15 protein-coding genes are annotated in these 14,529 nt (G+C 46.5%); 10 read left to right on the top strand and 5 right to left on the bottom strand.

Annotation, left to right across the window (positions count from 1 at the left end; genetic code table 11):
* Positions 1-12 precede the first annotated feature (12 nt).
* From AACS05_RS04150 to AACS05_RS04130, 5 genes are read right to left on the bottom strand one after another with little or no spacing between them, the layout of a single operon-like run.
* Positions 13-750, bottom strand: coding sequence for a flagellar basal body rod protein FlgF (locus AACS05_RS04150; RefSeq protein ID WP_045440180.1), 738 nt, complete (start codon positions 748-750; stop codon positions 13-15).
* Between the two features lie 11 nt (positions 751-761).
* Entirely contained in the window at positions 762-1,994 is a 1,233-nt protein-coding gene (flgE, locus tag AACS05_RS04145; protein WP_045440177.1) for a flagellar hook protein FlgE, read from the bottom strand.
* Positions 1,995-2,020: 26 nt separating this feature from the next.
* On the bottom strand, positions 2,021-2,905 hold the full coding sequence (locus AACS05_RS04140) for a flagellar hook capping FlgD N-terminal domain-containing protein (protein ID WP_045440175.1): 885 nt from the start codon (positions 2,903-2,905) through the stop codon (positions 2,021-2,023).
* Positions 2,905-3,336, bottom strand: coding sequence for a flagellar basal body rod protein FlgC (flgC, locus tag AACS05_RS04135; protein WP_045440172.1), 432 nt, complete (start codon positions 3,334-3,336; stop codon positions 2,905-2,907). The genes AACS05_RS04140 and flgC overlap by 1 nt, the downstream gene beginning before the upstream one ends.
* 2 nt (positions 3,337-3,338) lie before the next feature.
* Positions 3,339-3,686, bottom strand: coding sequence for a flagellar basal body protein (locus AACS05_RS04130; RefSeq protein ID WP_045440169.1), 348 nt, complete (start codon positions 3,684-3,686; stop codon positions 3,339-3,341).
* A gap of 82 nt (positions 3,687-3,768) precedes the next feature.
* Between AACS05_RS04130 and flgA the strand changes: the two genes are divergently transcribed.
* From flgA to AACS05_RS04080, 10 genes are all read left to right on the top strand, one after another.
* Positions 3,769-4,539: a flagellar basal body P-ring formation chaperone FlgA gene (gene flgA, locus AACS05_RS04125; RefSeq protein ID WP_045440167.1), complete on the top strand. Its 771-nt coding sequence runs from the start codon at positions 3,769-3,771 to the stop codon at positions 4,537-4,539.
* Positions 4,540-4,633: 94 nt separating this feature from the next.
* Positions 4,634-4,921, top strand: a complete 288-nt coding sequence (gene flgM / locus AACS05_RS04120) for a flagellar biosynthesis anti-sigma factor FlgM (protein WP_045449457.1) — start codon at positions 4,634-4,636, stop codon at positions 4,919-4,921.
* A gap of 12 nt (positions 4,922-4,933) precedes the next feature.
* Positions 4,934-5,362: a flagellar protein FlgN gene (gene flgN, locus AACS05_RS04115; protein WP_045440164.1), complete on the top strand. Its 429-nt coding sequence runs from the start codon at positions 4,934-4,936 to the stop codon at positions 5,360-5,362.
* Positions 5,363-5,500: 138 nt separating this feature from the next.
* Positions 5,501-6,445, top strand: coding sequence for a hypothetical protein (locus AACS05_RS04110; RefSeq protein WP_045440161.1), 945 nt, complete (start codon positions 5,501-5,503; stop codon positions 6,443-6,445).
* A 57-nt stretch (positions 6,446-6,502) separates the two neighbouring features.
* The gene (locus tag AACS05_RS04105; RefSeq protein WP_045440158.1) at positions 6,503-9,058 is read left to right on the top strand and encodes a glycosyltransferase family 2 protein; all 2,556 of its coding nucleotides are present in this window, start codon (positions 6,503-6,505) and stop codon (positions 9,056-9,058) included.
* Between the two features lie 220 nt (positions 9,059-9,278).
* Positions 9,279-10,469, top strand: a complete 1,191-nt coding sequence (locus AACS05_RS04100; RefSeq protein WP_045440156.1) for a UDP-N-acetylglucosamine 4,6-dehydratase — start codon at positions 9,279-9,281, stop codon at positions 10,467-10,469.
* Between the two features lie 14 nt (positions 10,470-10,483).
* Positions 10,484-11,635: a LegC family aminotransferase gene (locus AACS05_RS04095; RefSeq protein ID WP_045440154.1), complete on the top strand. Its 1,152-nt coding sequence runs from the start codon at positions 10,484-10,486 to the stop codon at positions 11,633-11,635.
* A gap of 11 nt (positions 11,636-11,646) precedes the next feature.
* Positions 11,647-12,795 carry a UDP-N-acetylglucosamine 2-epimerase gene (neuC, locus tag AACS05_RS04090; protein ID WP_223306974.1) on the top strand — a complete coding sequence of 383 codons (1,149 nt, stop codon included), beginning with the start codon at positions 11,647-11,649 and terminating at the stop codon, positions 12,793-12,795.
* A gap of 6 nt (positions 12,796-12,801) precedes the next feature.
* A complete protein-coding gene (neuB, locus tag AACS05_RS04085; protein ID WP_045440145.1) occupies positions 12,802-13,875 on the top strand; it encodes an N-acetylneuraminate synthase in 1,074 nt (357 codons plus the stop codon).
* Positions 13,868-14,524: an acetyltransferase gene (locus AACS05_RS04080; protein WP_052369269.1), complete on the top strand. Its 657-nt coding sequence runs from the start codon at positions 13,868-13,870 to the stop codon at positions 14,522-14,524. The genes neuB and AACS05_RS04080 overlap by 8 nt, the downstream gene beginning before the upstream one ends.
* The last annotated feature ends 5 nt before the right edge of the window (positions 14,525-14,529 follow it).

Here is a 14,529-nt window from a genome sequence, read left to right as displayed (position 1 = left end):
CTTTATCCCTGATTAAGAGCCACGTAACAATCGGTTGCCCGAGTCACTCAGTTCCTCGGCGGTTTTCATCATCTTGATTTGCGCTTCAAACTGGCGGTTCATCGCAATGGAAGACATCATTTCGCTAACCGCAGACACGTTGCTGCTTTCCAGAAAACCACCGCTTACTTTGATGTTTTCATCACGCTGTGCCGGTACGCCGTCAGCCGTAACCAACATACCTTCGGTATTTTTCGCCAGATTACTGACCGGAATATCCACCAGCTTCAGACGATCAATATCCATTGTGGCAGTTACATCACCATCATCTGGTGTCACCGAGAGTGTGCCGTCGCTACCGAAAGAGGCGATCGCGTTCGGCGGCAGAATAATCGGACCGTTATCACCGAGGACGATATTGCCGTCGATCGTCAATTGCCCCTGGTCGTCCTGCTGAATATTGCCGTTACGGGTATAGACCTCATTTCCCGCCTTATCCTGCACGGCGATATAGCCACCGCCCTGAATAGAAACATCCAGCGGACGCTCTGTTTTTTCCGCAACGCCGATACTGTCATTGACGCCACTCGGGCTTTCCTTCGCCATAAAACGCGTATCGAAACCACCACCCTTCACTTTGTCATTACTCGCCATCGCCATATCCGCGCGAAAACCATTGGTGTTCACATTGGCGAGGTTATTGGCGCTAATCTGCTGTTCCAGCAGTGTCTGAGTGGCACCGCTCAGTGCGGTATATATCAACCGATCCATTTATGAGTGCCTTACATCGCCTGGAAGAGGGCCTGATCCAGCTGCGTACTGGTCGAGATCACTTTCGTGTTCGCCTGGTAGTTACGCTGGGCCGTCATCAGGTTAACCAGTTCATTGGTGATATCCACATTGGAGCTTTCAAGCATGCCGGAAGCGAGCGTGCCGCAGGTACCAGAGCCAGGGACGCCAATCAACGGCGTACCGGATTCACCGGTTTGCACCCAGGCAGTGCCGCTCACCGCTTGCAGCCCGCTATCATTCGGGAAGGTTGCCAGTACAACCTGGCCTTGTAACATACGTTCGCCGTTGCTGTAGGTGGCGTAAACTTTACCGTCGTCATCAACCTGAACGCCGTTTTGCGTTGCGGAGGCATAACCGGTCGCTGAGTTTGTAGTCACCGAGAAATCAGAACCGTACTGAGTACAATCTGAGTAATCGACAGTCATTGAAATTGGCGCGGCTTCATCGGTAGTAAAAGTGATCGTTTGTGGTGTAGTTGGAGAGACCAGCTTGCCGGTATTCGGATCGAACGTCAGCGTGGTGGGTGGTACGCCGTCCTGCTTCTCGCCATCAAAGGTATAATCAACTTCCCAGGTATTATCCGCCGTCTTGGTAAAGTACTGGCTGACCGAGTGTTCATTACCCAATGAGTCATACACGGTTGTGGTGTAGCTGTCGGTATAGGTATCGCTGTTGTTAGGATCAAAAGGTACAGCATCAACAGGTGGTGTCGCAGTTGCATCACCATCACGATCGATAACCTCATCACTGGCATTAAAGTTTGCCGTGAACGTCATACTGTCCGTTGCCTGTGCCGGAATATTGCCGGTTTTAATCTGAATATCAGTGACTGTACCGGTTTGCAGCGTACCGCTGTCATCAACCGGATAGCCCTGCAGATAATCACCGGTAGCGTTTACGATATAGCCGTTTTTATCGGTCACGAAAGACCCGGCACGCGTATAGGAAATGTTTCCTGCGCTATCGCATGTCACAAAAAAACCGTCGTTATTGATGGCCAGATCCAACGCGTTTCCGGTTGAAACCATGGAGCCCCCCGTCGAGATGCTTTGTGCAGAGCCGGCCACACTCACGCCCATCGCCTGCGTTCCCGCATACATGGCGGAAAACTGCGTGGTCATGGATTTGTACCCCACCGTTCCGGAGTTAGCGATGTTGTTACTGATCCCATCAAGTTGTTCGTTGACGGCATTCAGCCCCGTCGCTGCAATTTCATAACTCATTGTTTATTCCTGTTATTTAAACTTCATCAAAGCACGAGATTTTCGCTGCTACTGTCCGTCTGCTCTGGGGTAACATCATCGCTACCGTCATCCGGTGGCACTGGCGTAACATCATCGGTACCATCCGGTATACCGAACTGAGTGATCATGGTGAAAGGCACTTCACCGACACCATCAACATTGAGCACCGGTGTGCTTCCATCAAGCGGAATACGCACATCTTTAACCTCTCCGGAAACCTCGATAGGGACCTCTTCCTCCCCGGTATTGGTCACCACAGATACGCTGTAATCGCCGGGCGGGATCCCGTAATCAGCCGGATTAATATCGAAATCCACCTGTCCTGGTCCTGCAGAGGTTTCACCTTCCGGGATCAGCGAGACGGTGTAATCGTTGCCCGCTTCGTCGGTAAAATGCAGGTCAACATCGGTACAGGCATCATCCAGCGTGACACGCCCCTGAATCTCCTGATCGCTCACGTCCAGTGATGTGGTCTGCACCATGATGTTGTCACCCACCATATTCCCCAGCGCCATTACCTGAATGTTGCTCATCAGCACGGCATTGGTATTCGCCTGTACGCTCATCTCTTCCATCATCGCCACCTGTGCCATTGAGGAAAGCTGATCGATATAAGCGGTCGGATCGGTAGGGTTGGTTGGATCCTGGTTTTCAATTTCAGCCACGAATAATGTCAGGAACGTTTGCACACCTGACGGCTCCGTAGACGTTGTCGTCGTCGGGGTGTTGCTGGTACCACTGGTATCCGTTGTGCTAGTAGTGTTTGAGGAGCTGCTGTCCCCCAGATTGGTGCTTTGCGACGTCGCCCCCACGTTATTTTCTGCGACTGCTGTCTTCTCCTGAGAAGAAGACAGCGCCTGAGATTGGGCATACAAAGCCAGGCTATTCATTACACTTCTCCCAGTTTGAGTAAGCTTTGCTGCATACTTTTGACGTTATTCAGCACATCAACGTTGGTTTCAAAATCTCGGGATGCGGACATCATGTCAGCCATTTGTTCGACGACGTTGACATCCGGATACCAGACATAACCATCTCGATCCGCCATAGGATGATGAGGCTCATAGCGTTTCACCGCCCCACCGCTTTGCATGACGTCCTGCACCTGAACACTCGCACCATCAATAGCGTGATGGTTGTGCCCACCAATCAGGCTATTGTTGTAAACGGCAGCAAAGACGGGGCTTCTTGCTTTGTAGGCCTGCGCCTCGCTGCTGGCTGGAGACTCGGCATTTGCCATGTTACTGGCGACGGTATTCAGGCGAATGGTTTGCGCCGTCATCGCCGAACCCGAGATCTGATAAATATCAGTAAACGACATCGTTATTTCCCTTCAATGGCCTCTCTGACACCGCTAAGCTGCAGGTTCAGAAAGGTCAGACTGCTTTGATAATCCATACTATTTTGTGAAAACCGAGCCTGCTCGGTATTCAACTCCACGGTATTGCCATCCTCTGAGGGTTGCATCGGCACACGATATTTCACATCAACCTCTGGCATAACATTTGAGCGACTTGCCCGTTGCATCTCAGTGGAAAAATCAATATCTTTAGCCTTGAAATTTGGCGTATCGACATTCGCTAAATTCGCAGTCAGCAGCTCGGTCCTCTCAAGACGTAACTTCACTGCCTGCGGATGTACACCCAATGCCTGTTGAAAACTGATTCCCATTTCTCGCATCACTCCTGCATCAATATCGCTTCTTTAAGCAATATACATGCCAACTTTTAAGTGACTGATGAGAAATGGTTTTATGAAATTAACAATCAACCGAAGGAAGTGTTCTTTCCTCTTTTCCGTGGAAATTATGCTGGCCTTATTCTGTGCCTTACCTGCATATGCCGCTGTCCATCCCGTTCAACACAGCGCCCGGGAACAAATCAACGCGCAGGTTCTCAATGCCGCAAGCCATGAAATTGAAGCCCTGGCGCAAAAGCAGCAGTGGCATGACTATCGCTACACCTTCAATATCTATATCCCCTCCGTGGTAAGCACCAGCGCGCTATGCGCTACAGCTCCGAAAGCCACTTTCACCTCTTCCCCGGAGGCGGTCCTGACACGAATGAATTTTTCAGTCGCCTGCCCAGGAAGTGCTGGCTGGCAAGTTAACGTGGCAGTACGCCCTGATGTATTTGTGCCTGTGGTGATGCCTAAGTCGCTGATTGTGCGGGATACGGTGCTGACCACCGATGTCCTGCAGCTCAAAAAATTCAATATCAGCGGCCAACGAGAAGGACTGATGATGAATGTTGAGGAGGCTATCGGGCTGACCAGCAAGCGCACCTTACAGCCAGGAAAACCCCTTACCCGTGCGGCGCTGGTCTCTCCCGTACTGGTCAAACGAGATCAACCGGTGATGATTGTGTCGCACATGGAAGGGATCACCGCGTCTATGCCCGGTGTTGCAATGAAAAATGGCCATAAAGGGGATGTGATAAAAATTCGCAATAGCAGCAGCCAGCGGGTGATTAGCGGCGTGGTAGAGGATACGGGTGTTGTCACCACGCTAACGGCGGAACAATAAGAGATTTTTTGTGATGGGATTAAAGTTTTCCCCCCAGCAGTCGCTTTTATCCGATAACAGATACACAACCACACGGAACATGCTCGAGGTTGATATGAAAATTACACCTACTCTGCCTGGTAATCGCCCGACATCTGCGACCGGAACGGACCGCTCAGACAAGAACGCTGCGCAAGCTACGGCAACCAGCGCAACAATGCTTTCTGCCGACGACATTACTCAGGCGGGTTTACAAACCGCACAGCAAACGCTGAGCAGTGATGCGCAAAATGACGTTGATTACGACAAAGTCGCGCAAATGCAGGCCATGCTGGCATCGGGTGACCTGCAGGTTGACAGCGATCAACTGGCTGGCGATATGCTCAGCTTTTTTCAGAAATAAGAGGCGGAAAGAGTGAGCACCAGGCTACAGCAGGTCAAAACCCTGCTTCAGGGCATTCGTGAAGATGAAATGCTGTATGACACACTTCGGGCCCAGCTTGAACAGCAGCGTCTGTGCATGATTCGTCGCGCCAGTGAAGAGTTATTGACCGTCAATGACACCATTCAACAGCACTATGAACGGCTGAAAAACAGCAGTCAGCAACGCCGCTCAATCCTGCAACAGCTGGGGGTAAGCGTCAATCGCGCGGGGCTGGAGCAGGTTTTCAACTGGTTACCTGTACCACAAAAAAGCGCCGCGCACAGCTGGTGGCAAAATCTTGAGCAGAAAGCAGAACGCTGCAAAACCTACAATGAAAAAAACGGCGAACTGCTGATCCGACAATATGAATTTATTCAGTCATTTTTAGGTACTGAAGCAGATTTTATTTACCACCGTTAACGTGTTCCGCCTTCCGTTTCGCGGAAGTCTTTTTTCCTCTGTGCAAATAACTCGTTGATATTTACCCATATAAAATTCAGGCATGCAATTTGCATTACGTTAGCCAGATTTGTCTATTGGGGTTACTGAGAACACGTTATGAGTAAGATTGAAAGTTACGAACCTGACTTTGTCCGGTCGTTTTTATCCCACAATCCAGATTCTCCTTTGCACACCAGAATAGTGCGCAAAAATGAAATTCGACACAGCCTGCTACTGACAGACATTGCCAGCAGCAAAGCAGCGCTGGGCGAACCCCATGCTTTTACTTTACATGTTTCCTGTTGCGACAGAGAACCGGAAAGCCGCGCACTCTCTCCGCGTGACCAGGTACTGAATCAGGCCGCGCTGGATACCGTAACCCTGGCAGGATTACCGCCAGAGCTGAGGCTCTACGCGCTGGGAATTATACTTTCTTACTCGGAGAAATTGCCCGGCGACACTCCTGATGTCTTACGTCAACTCGCCTCTTTGCCGCAGGCTCTGGCAGGACATGCTGAGGATGGAAAATTACAGGAACAGTTTGCTCAGTTGCCTGCCGTACTTGCACTTCAGTGCCAGTTACTGACTCGCATGGGAGGATTCGACTTTGACTGGCAAATACTGCCGGACAGCTCCCGCAAAATCAGTCTCCCTTTACAGGTCAGCTTACTCATGCTGCAGGACGCCAACAGTGAAGCGCTGTTGCAACAGCAATTACAGGGTCAGTGGCAGAAAACCTATGAGCAGTGCTTTGCACAGGCTCCGTGGATTTTGAATAACTATCTGATTTACCGACTGTATCACGATGTATTTCCGCAACATGACAGCGAAGACGTCAGCCAGCGTTATTTCGAACTGGTGACCGATTTCTACCTGCTTCGTACTTTGTTCAGCCTTTGGACGCTCGACAGTTCAGCATTGACGGACGACGATATTTTCGCGCTGTTCGCCCTGTATGAACGCTGGCGACTTAGTGAAGATGCCGTATTCGCACGTCAGCAATTAGCCAATCAGTTGCCAGCTGATCACTTGCTCTCAGCATTCTCACTGCTTTTTTGTTAGTGCCTGTTGGCCGGGCGAAATCCCGGTCCTTTTTCGATCCGCGAAATGCAAACCATCATGCCCAATACCGCTAAAACTCGCACCACGCTGCCTGACATCGTTAAAACGTTAGAAACTGGTCGTGAAAAACCGTTTGTTAGCGTCGTGACCCCAACCTGGAATCGTGCCGCTTTTCTACCGTATTTACTTTACATGTATCGCTACCAGGACTACCCCGCGGACCGCAGAGAACTGGTTATCCTTGATGATTCAGCGCAAAACCATTTATCGATTATTGAGCAACTCACACAAGGGCATCCTGAAAAATACAATATTCGCTATATCCACCACCCGGAAAAACTGGATCTGGGGAAAAAGCGTAATATGCTCAACGCGCTGGCAAAAGGTGAATATATTCTCTGCATGGATGACGATGATTATTATCCGGCAGATAAGATCTCTTACACCATTGCGATGATGCAACGTCACCGGGCATTAATATCCGGCTCGGACCAGATCCCAATCTGGTACAGCCACATAAATCGGATTTTCAAAACCCGCAGCTTCGGCCCGCAAAATATTCTCAACGGCACCTTTTGCTATCACCGTAATTATTTGAAAAAGCACCGTTATGATGACGCATGTAACTTAGGCGAAGAGGAAGGATTTACCAATAAATTTACGGCGAATCCACTGCAATTGCCCGGGGAACGCACCATCCTTTGCGTCTCACACAGCCAGAATACCTTTGACAAAGACTTTGTCCTGGGCTCCAGCCAGTCCACAGGGGCCAGCCTTGACGAGTACATTCCCGACCCCATGCTCAAAACATGGTATTTGAGTCTGCATAACGCAACGCATAATCAACCTATCCAATGGAGCGGTATTGATCAGGCGGTGATCGTCAATTTAGATAAACGTCCGGATCGTCTGGCGCTTATTCAGCAGGAGCTGGCGCAACTGAATTTTCCAGCCAGTAAAATAACCCGCCTGACGGCATGTGATGAAAAAAATGGTCAATGGGGTCGCCGCCAGTCCCATTTACAGGCGCTTAAACTGGCGCAGCAGCAAGGCTGGAAAAACTATCTGTTGCTGGAAGATGACACCGTCATCCTGAAGCAGGAAAAACACATCCAGGTGCTAAATACCCTACTCGCAGCCCTGCCAAAATTACCGTGGGAAGTGATCCTACTTGGCGGGGAAATTAAGCGTGGGAATGTCCTTAAAAGTCTCAGCGGTATAATCCATGCACGTGACTGCAATAAAGTTTGCGCCTATCTGGTGAATAGCCATTATTACAACGAACTGGCTCAGCAAATGGAACGCGACCGCTCAGACGCGCCTGAGGAGCAATGGCAGTCGTTACTGCGTGAAGGAAAATGGCTGGCCTGTTATCCAAGCATTAGCTATCAACGTGCAGGTTACAGCGATATTGAGAATAAAGAAACTGACAATATTGGTTTTTATTTCAATAAAATCAATCAAATGCCAGCTGACACGAATAAGAAAAACCAAACACTCGCCAATAACGTAGGCGAAACGATCGGTTTCTTTATGGAAACAGCCTTCCACTACCAAATTTATCGCCCCATTATTGCTTCGCTTCAGTCACAAGGACAGCGCTGTGCGTTGTTAGTTAACGATCGCGTAGCAAAACCGCTGCGAGACGAGATGCTGAATTTACTTAAAACCATCAGCCATTCAGATCTTGGCGGAAATTTGCTCTCCCACGTTCTGGCGCAAGGACAGCGCTATAAATGTCTGGTAAGCCCTTACTATATTGCAGAGCTGGATGGTCTGGCCGGCATACATATTCGCGCCATTCATGGGCTCGCAAACGCACAATGGAACCATGCATGGTGGAACACGTTTTACCAGCAGATACTTTGTTATGCATCTTACAGTCAACGCGCGTTGGATATTAATGGCAGCGCCAAAATCGTAGGCAATCCACGCTTTGATGACTGGCATACGAAAAGTGAAACAGCCACTCTACCGTCAGCACTTAAACTCGATCCTAAAAAAATGACAATTTTGTATGCACCAGCATATGGTGCATCCAGTTCAGTTCCTCACTGGGCGGAAAAGCTGTCGCGTCTGGGACATGACTACAACCTCTTGTTACTGACCCAACACAGAGTTCCTTATGGAAGTGATGGAGAAAAATGGCTGGCTCTCTGTAATCGCTGCTTTAAAAAGCAGATTGCTGCACATGATCATATTCTTCCAGCATTAGAACTGGCTGACTATATTCTCACTGACAGTGATGAATATGTATTTGATGCTTTCCATCTCAATAAACGTGTTATTCGGCTTGATGAGTCTGGGGCAGAAAAGCCAACAGATAACCGAAATATGGCAACAGACATTCATAAAATAGCACCTGTTGCCAATGATATGAATGAATTAAGACTATTTCTTTCCAATGTTTACGACTGGTCGGCACAACAAATAGCAGTCGACAATATTCGCCATCAGTATTGCGATGCTTTTATGGATGGCAACGCAGGGGAAAGAGCGGCATCAGCTATCGTTGAAGCGATAACACAGAGTGAAACAATAAAAGAGAATTTATTATTAGCGAGTCTGCAAGAAAAGCTGTTCTCTAAAAACATATTGCTCACAGAAAAATAGATTCATATTTGCAAGATAGATTGCCAGTAAAACTGGCAAAAAAATTCAAACACCCCCAGGTTTTACAGAATTAGAACACTGTAAAATCAGGGCGGTAGCGTGCCTGAAATTAATAAAAGCGTGCCAACCATTTTTTGCGGCATACATCTTGTTACTCTTTGGCATCGTTCTAAATTAATCGATACATTACAACAAATTATTTTCGATCTGCAGGTTTACAATGACTACTGTTTCACAATTAATAGGCAGAGAATATAACATATTTTCTGATGACATCAGCGCACGTCAAAATGAACTACAACAAATAATATCTGGCTCCAGTTTTCTCGTTCTCGGTGGCGCGGGTTCTATCGGTCAGGCTGTAGTCAAAGAGATCATAAAACGTCAGCCAAGAAAATTACACGTCGTCGATATCAGCGAAAATAACATGGTCGAACTGGTTCGCGATATCAGAAGCTCATATGGCTATATCAAGGGTGATTTTCAGACATTTGCGCTGGATATTGGATCTCTCGAATATCATGCTTTTATCAACGCGGATGGTGAATATGATTACATTCTCAACCTTTCGGCACTCAAACATGTCCGCAGTGAGAAAGATCCCTTCACTTTGATGCGTATGGTTGAAGTAAATATACTTAATACGCAAAAAACAATTCAACATGCTATCGCAGCGAAAGCGAAAAAATTCTTCTGCGTTTCTACAGATAAGGCAGCCAATCCAGTCAATATGATGGGGGCTTCGAAACGCATAATGGAAATGTTTTTGATGCGCCAAAGTGAACATATCGAGATCTCAACAGCCCGTTTTGCCAACGTCGCATTTTCTGACGGCTCGCTGTTACATGGCTTTCAGCAAAGAATAAACAAACGCCAACCTATTGTAGCGCCTAATGATATAAAACGTTATTTCGTGACTCCGCAAGAATCAGGTGAACTTTGTCTACTGTCTTGCATTTTCGGAGAAAATCGGGATATTTTTTTCCCAAAACTGGATGAAGAACAACATTTGATATCATTTTCAGATATTGCTGTGCGTTATCTGGAACAGCAAGGATATACACCCTGGCTGTGCGAGTCCGAAGATGAAGCCCGCACACTGGCTAACTCCCTGCCGATAAAGGGAAAGTGGCCATGTCTGTTTACTTCCAGCGACACCACCGGTGAAAAAGATTTTGAGGAATTTTATACAGCGAATGAAAAAATAGATCTGACTCATTTTTTGAAAATTGGCATCATTAAAAATGAGTTAAATTACAACCATGAATTATTACAGCACTTTGAATATCAAATTCACAAATTGCGTAGCACTCTTCACTGGAACAAAGAAGATATCATTAAATTATTTATGACAATGCTCCCTGATTTTAAACATAAAGAAACCGGGAAATACCTTGATAGTAAAATGTAATAAAGGTGCGCTGTATGAATACCCTATCCGTTGTCGAATTCATCCGTGATATATATAGATCCAACGATTTCATTCCATTACATGCACCATCTTTTGATGGCAATGAAAAACGCTATGTCCTTGATACACTGACCAATACTTTCGTCTCCAGCGTTGGTAAATATGTTGATGATTTTGAGAGTAAAATACAAAACGTTACGGGAGCTTCACGCGCCGTCGCAACAGTAAATGGTACGACAGCGCTCAGTACTGCCCTCTATCTTGCAGGTGTGAAGCCGGATGATCTTGTCATCACCCAGGCACTGACTTTTGTTGCGACCTGCAATGCGCTTTATCACCTTGGTGCAAAACCTGTTTTTATCGATATCTCCAGCACCAGTTTGGGACTTTGCCCCACTGCCATGGAGAACTGGCTAGCAGAAAATGCAGAGCTTGTTGAGAACGTTTGCATGCACAAGAAAACGCGCCAGGTTATTCGGGCAGCAGTCCCTATGCATACTTTCGGTCATCCTGTAGAAATAGATGAGATTATCTCGGTGTGCAACAAATGGCATATTACATTAATTGAAGATGCCGCTGAAAGCCTGGGCTCGTTTTATAAAAATGCCCATACCGGGACATTTGGCAAATATGGAATTTTAAGCTTCAACGGAAACAAAATCATCACTACTGGTGGCGGCGGTATGGTGCTGTGTAACTCTGTCGAGGCTGGCATCAAGGCAAAACATATTACCACGACGGCAAAAGTCCCTCACCCCTATGAATTCTATCATGATGAGCCCGGATTCAATTACCGTATGCCCAACCTCAATGCTGCTCTGGGTTGTGGTCAAATAGAAATGCTGGAGGTTTTTCTTCAACAAAAGAGAATCCTCGCAAAAAATTATTCTGATTTTTTTGCCGGTTCCCGGTTTAAATTCGTTGAGGAACCTGTATATGCGCGTTCGAATTATTGGCTTAATTCTATTATCTGCGAGAATAAAGATGAGCAGGATGCTTTTCTTTCCCAAATGAATAATTCGAAGATTATGGTTCGTCCGGTATGGAAACTGATGCATCGATTACCCATGTTCGCGCAAGCTATGCGCGATGAATTAAAACAATCAATCTATATTGAAGAGCGCCTGGTAAACTTACCGAGTTCTGCATCCCATTTATTATCATGACCACAAAGAAAATGAAAATCGCGGTCTTTACCGGTACGCGTGCAGAATATGGGTTGCTGTATTGGCTGATGAAAGATATCCAGGATGCCCCCGATCTTCAGCTCCAGTTACTGGTCAGCGGGATGCACCTTTCACCAGAATTTGGCCTGACCTGGCAGCAAATAGAGCAAGATGGTTTCAGGATTGATGAGAAAATCGAAATCCTGCTCTCCTCAGATTCGGCCGTCGGGGTAGCCAAAAGCGTGGGGTTAGGCATTTTGGGATTTTCTGATGCCTTAATACGGTTACAACCTGATGTATTACTGCTGTTAGGCGACAGATTTGAAGCACTTGCCGCCGCGCAAACGGCGATGTTCCTGCGTATTCCAGTTATGCACCTCCATGGCGGGGAAATAACGGAAGGAGCGTACGATGATGCCATCCGTCATGCCATCACCAAACTGAGTTATCTTCACGGCGTATCGACTGAAGAACATCGCCGTAGGGTTATTCAGTTAGGCGAAGAGCCGTCCAGAGTCGTAAATGTGGGGGCAGTCGGTCTTGACCATCTCAACAGAAGGACGTTTCTGACAGTAGAAGAACTGGCTTGCTCACTTAATTTCCCATTACAGCGTCCCTTCTTTCTTGTGACTTATCACTCCGTCACATTAGGGTATGAACCGCCGGAAGAAAGCTTCAACATATTATTAGCTGCGCTGGATGCATTTCCAGAATATCAGGTTATTTTGACCTGGCCTAATGCCGACGATGGAGGCAGAAAAATTATTTCTCTGATAGAAAAATATGCTCAGAGAGATCGAGAGAGAATCTTGGCAATTCCTTCTCTTGGGCAACATCGTTATCTCAGCGCCGTCAAAAACGCGGCTGTTGTCATCGGGAATTCTTCCAGTGGCATTATTGAAGCCCCTGCATTTAATACACCCACAGTAAATATTGGTGAACGACAGCGAGGCCGAATAGCAGCCAAAAGCGTACTCAATAGTGCTGTCACGAAAGAAGAGATTACTCAAACAATTAAACAAGCTATTCATCATGCGTACACATCTCCAGGTGAAACCATTGTTAATCCCTATGGCAAAGGAAATGCCAGTGAAAAAATCCTGGCAATGATTAGAACAACTCCATTTTGCCAGCAAAAAATATTTTATAATTTGAAGTGAATTGATATGACATTAATTATTGCTGAAGCCGGTGTTAATCATAACGGCGATGAAAAGCTTGCTTTTGAACTTGTTGATGCTGCGTATAAAGCAGGCGCAGATATTATAAAATTTCAGACATTTAAAGCCAAAAACCTTGTTACCGGGCATGCCCAGCAAGCAGCGTATCAGATCGTCAATACGCAAAAGCGGGAATCACAACTCGAAATGTTAAGCCGGCTTGAGCTCTCCTGGGAGACACATCATGCACTGGTTAATTACTGCAATTCATTGGGTATCGAGTTTCTTTCTACGGCATTCGACTCTGAAAGTCTCCATTTCCTTGTAAGCGAACTGGGGTTAAAACGCTTAAAATTACCATCGGGCGAGTTAACAAATGCGCCATTAGTCCTGGAGTATGCCAGAACTGGCTGTGACATTATTATCTCTACAGGAATGGCTTCATTAGCTGAAATTGAGGCTGCGCTGGCAGTGGTCGCTTTCGGCTATACCACGTCAGAAGATACAGTCCCATGTGCAACTGCCTTTGAACAGGCTTACATTTCAAGTGCAGGCCAAAAAGCACTAAAGCAAAAAGTTACCCTACTTCATTGTACGACAGAATACCCGGCGCCGATAAACGAAATTAATTTACGTGTTATCGATACATTACATTCAGCATTCGATCTTCCCGTAGGTTACTCGGACCATAGCGAAGGAATATTTGTCCCTGTTGCCGCAGTTGCCAGAAGAGCTACCGTCATTGAAAAACATTTTACCCTCGACAAGAATATGACAGGTCCGGATCACAAAGCCTCTCTCGAACCCACTGAATTAACTGAAATGGTCAAAGCTATTCGCCAGGTTGAACAGGCTCTGGGGCATAAAATTAAAGCAGCCACCACCTCTGAAATTAAAAATAAAGATATTGTCAGGAAAAGCTTAGTGGCTGCCAGAGATATTAATACTGGTGAGCAATTTACCGAAGAAAACGTTGTTATTAAGAGGCCGGGGAACGGTATGTCACCGTATTTATATTGGAGTGTTATCGGTAAAAGATCAACTCAGAGCTATCACTCCGGAGATCTTATCATTGAATAAATCATCACAAAAAATAGTTATGCTGGGTGCTGGTGGACACGCATCTGTCTTGTTCGACATACTGTGCAACAATAACGAAACCGTGCATCTTATCGTGACCAGTAGAGTCCAAAAAACACGATCTTTATTCAATGGCATAAGCATAATTGACGACAATTCGTTTATAAAAAAATATAGCCCTGAAGAGGTTATATTAGTTAACGGTATCGGTATGCTGCCTCACTCTGCGCTCAGAGAAAACATTTATACTGATTATACGAAACAAGGGTATCAATTCAAAAATATCATTTCCGAGCAATCAATAGTATCACCATTCGCCTTATTGGACGCTGGTGTTCAAATTCTCCCCGGTACAATAATTCAAGCAGGAGCTCATATCGGCGAAAACTGCATTATCAATACACGCGCAGTTATTGAACATGACTGTACTATTGGTCCACATAACCACATAGCCCCCGGAGCGGTTCTCTGTGGCGCAGTAGTCACCGGGAAAAGGACCTTCATAGGTGCTGGATCAACTGTCATACAAAATATAAAAATCGGAGATGATGTTATTATTGGAGCAGGCACAATCATAACAAATGATGTTACGGCTAAATATATAGTACACCCCCAACACCAAAACCATTTTAGACATCGCCCACTTTAAGGTAT

The organism is Citrobacter sp. S-77, from assembly GCF_963864895.1.
In the GTDB taxonomy this organism is placed as follows: domain Bacteria; phylum Pseudomonadota; class Gammaproteobacteria; order Enterobacterales; family Enterobacteriaceae; genus Citrobacter; species Citrobacter murliniae.
The sequence above is the reverse complement of the archived record's forward strand: the minus strand, read 5'-3'. Positions and strand labels throughout refer to the sequence as shown.

What these genes read in the sequence shown, in the direction of transcription:
- AACS05_RS04150 (WP_045440180.1), bottom strand. Translation starts at nt 750, where the DNA reads ATGGATCGGTTGATATATACCGCACTGAGCGGTGCCACTCAGACACTG.
- flgE (WP_045440177.1), bottom strand. Translation starts at nt 1,994, where the DNA reads ATGAGTTATGAAATTGCAGCGACGGGGCTGAATGCCGTCAACGAACAA.
- AACS05_RS04140 (WP_045440175.1), bottom strand. Translation starts at nt 2,905, where the DNA reads ATGAATAGCCTGGCTTTGTATGCCCAATCTCAGGCGCTGTCTTCTTCT.
- flgC (WP_045440172.1), bottom strand. Translation starts at nt 3,336, where the DNA reads ATGTCGTTTACTGATATTTATCAGATCTCGGGTTCGGCGATGACGGCG.
- AACS05_RS04130 (WP_045440169.1), bottom strand. Translation starts at nt 3,686, where the DNA reads ATGGGAATCAGTTTTCAACAGGCATTGGGTGTACATCCGCAGGCAGTG.
- flgA (WP_045440167.1), top strand. Translation starts at nt 3,769, where the DNA reads ATGAAATTAACAATCAACCGAAGGAAGTGTTCTTTCCTCTTTTCCGTG.
- flgM (WP_045449457.1), top strand. Translation starts at nt 4,634, where the DNA reads ATGAAAATTACACCTACTCTGCCTGGTAATCGCCCGACATCTGCGACC.
- AACS05_RS04110 (WP_045440161.1), top strand. Translation starts at nt 5,501, where the DNA reads ATGAGTAAGATTGAAAGTTACGAACCTGACTTTGTCCGGTCGTTTTTA.
- AACS05_RS04105 (WP_045440158.1), top strand. Translation starts at nt 6,503, where the DNA reads ATGCCCAATACCGCTAAAACTCGCACCACGCTGCCTGACATCGTTAAA.
- AACS05_RS04100 (WP_045440156.1), top strand. Translation starts at nt 9,279, where the DNA reads ATGACTACTGTTTCACAATTAATAGGCAGAGAATATAACATATTTTCT.
- AACS05_RS04095 (WP_045440154.1), top strand. Translation starts at nt 10,484, where the DNA reads ATGAATACCCTATCCGTTGTCGAATTCATCCGTGATATATATAGATCC.
- neuC (WP_223306974.1), top strand. Translation starts at nt 11,647, where the DNA reads ATGAAAATCGCGGTCTTTACCGGTACGCGTGCAGAATATGGGTTGCTG.
- neuB (WP_045440145.1), top strand. Translation starts at nt 12,802, where the DNA reads ATGACATTAATTATTGCTGAAGCCGGTGTTAATCATAACGGCGATGAA.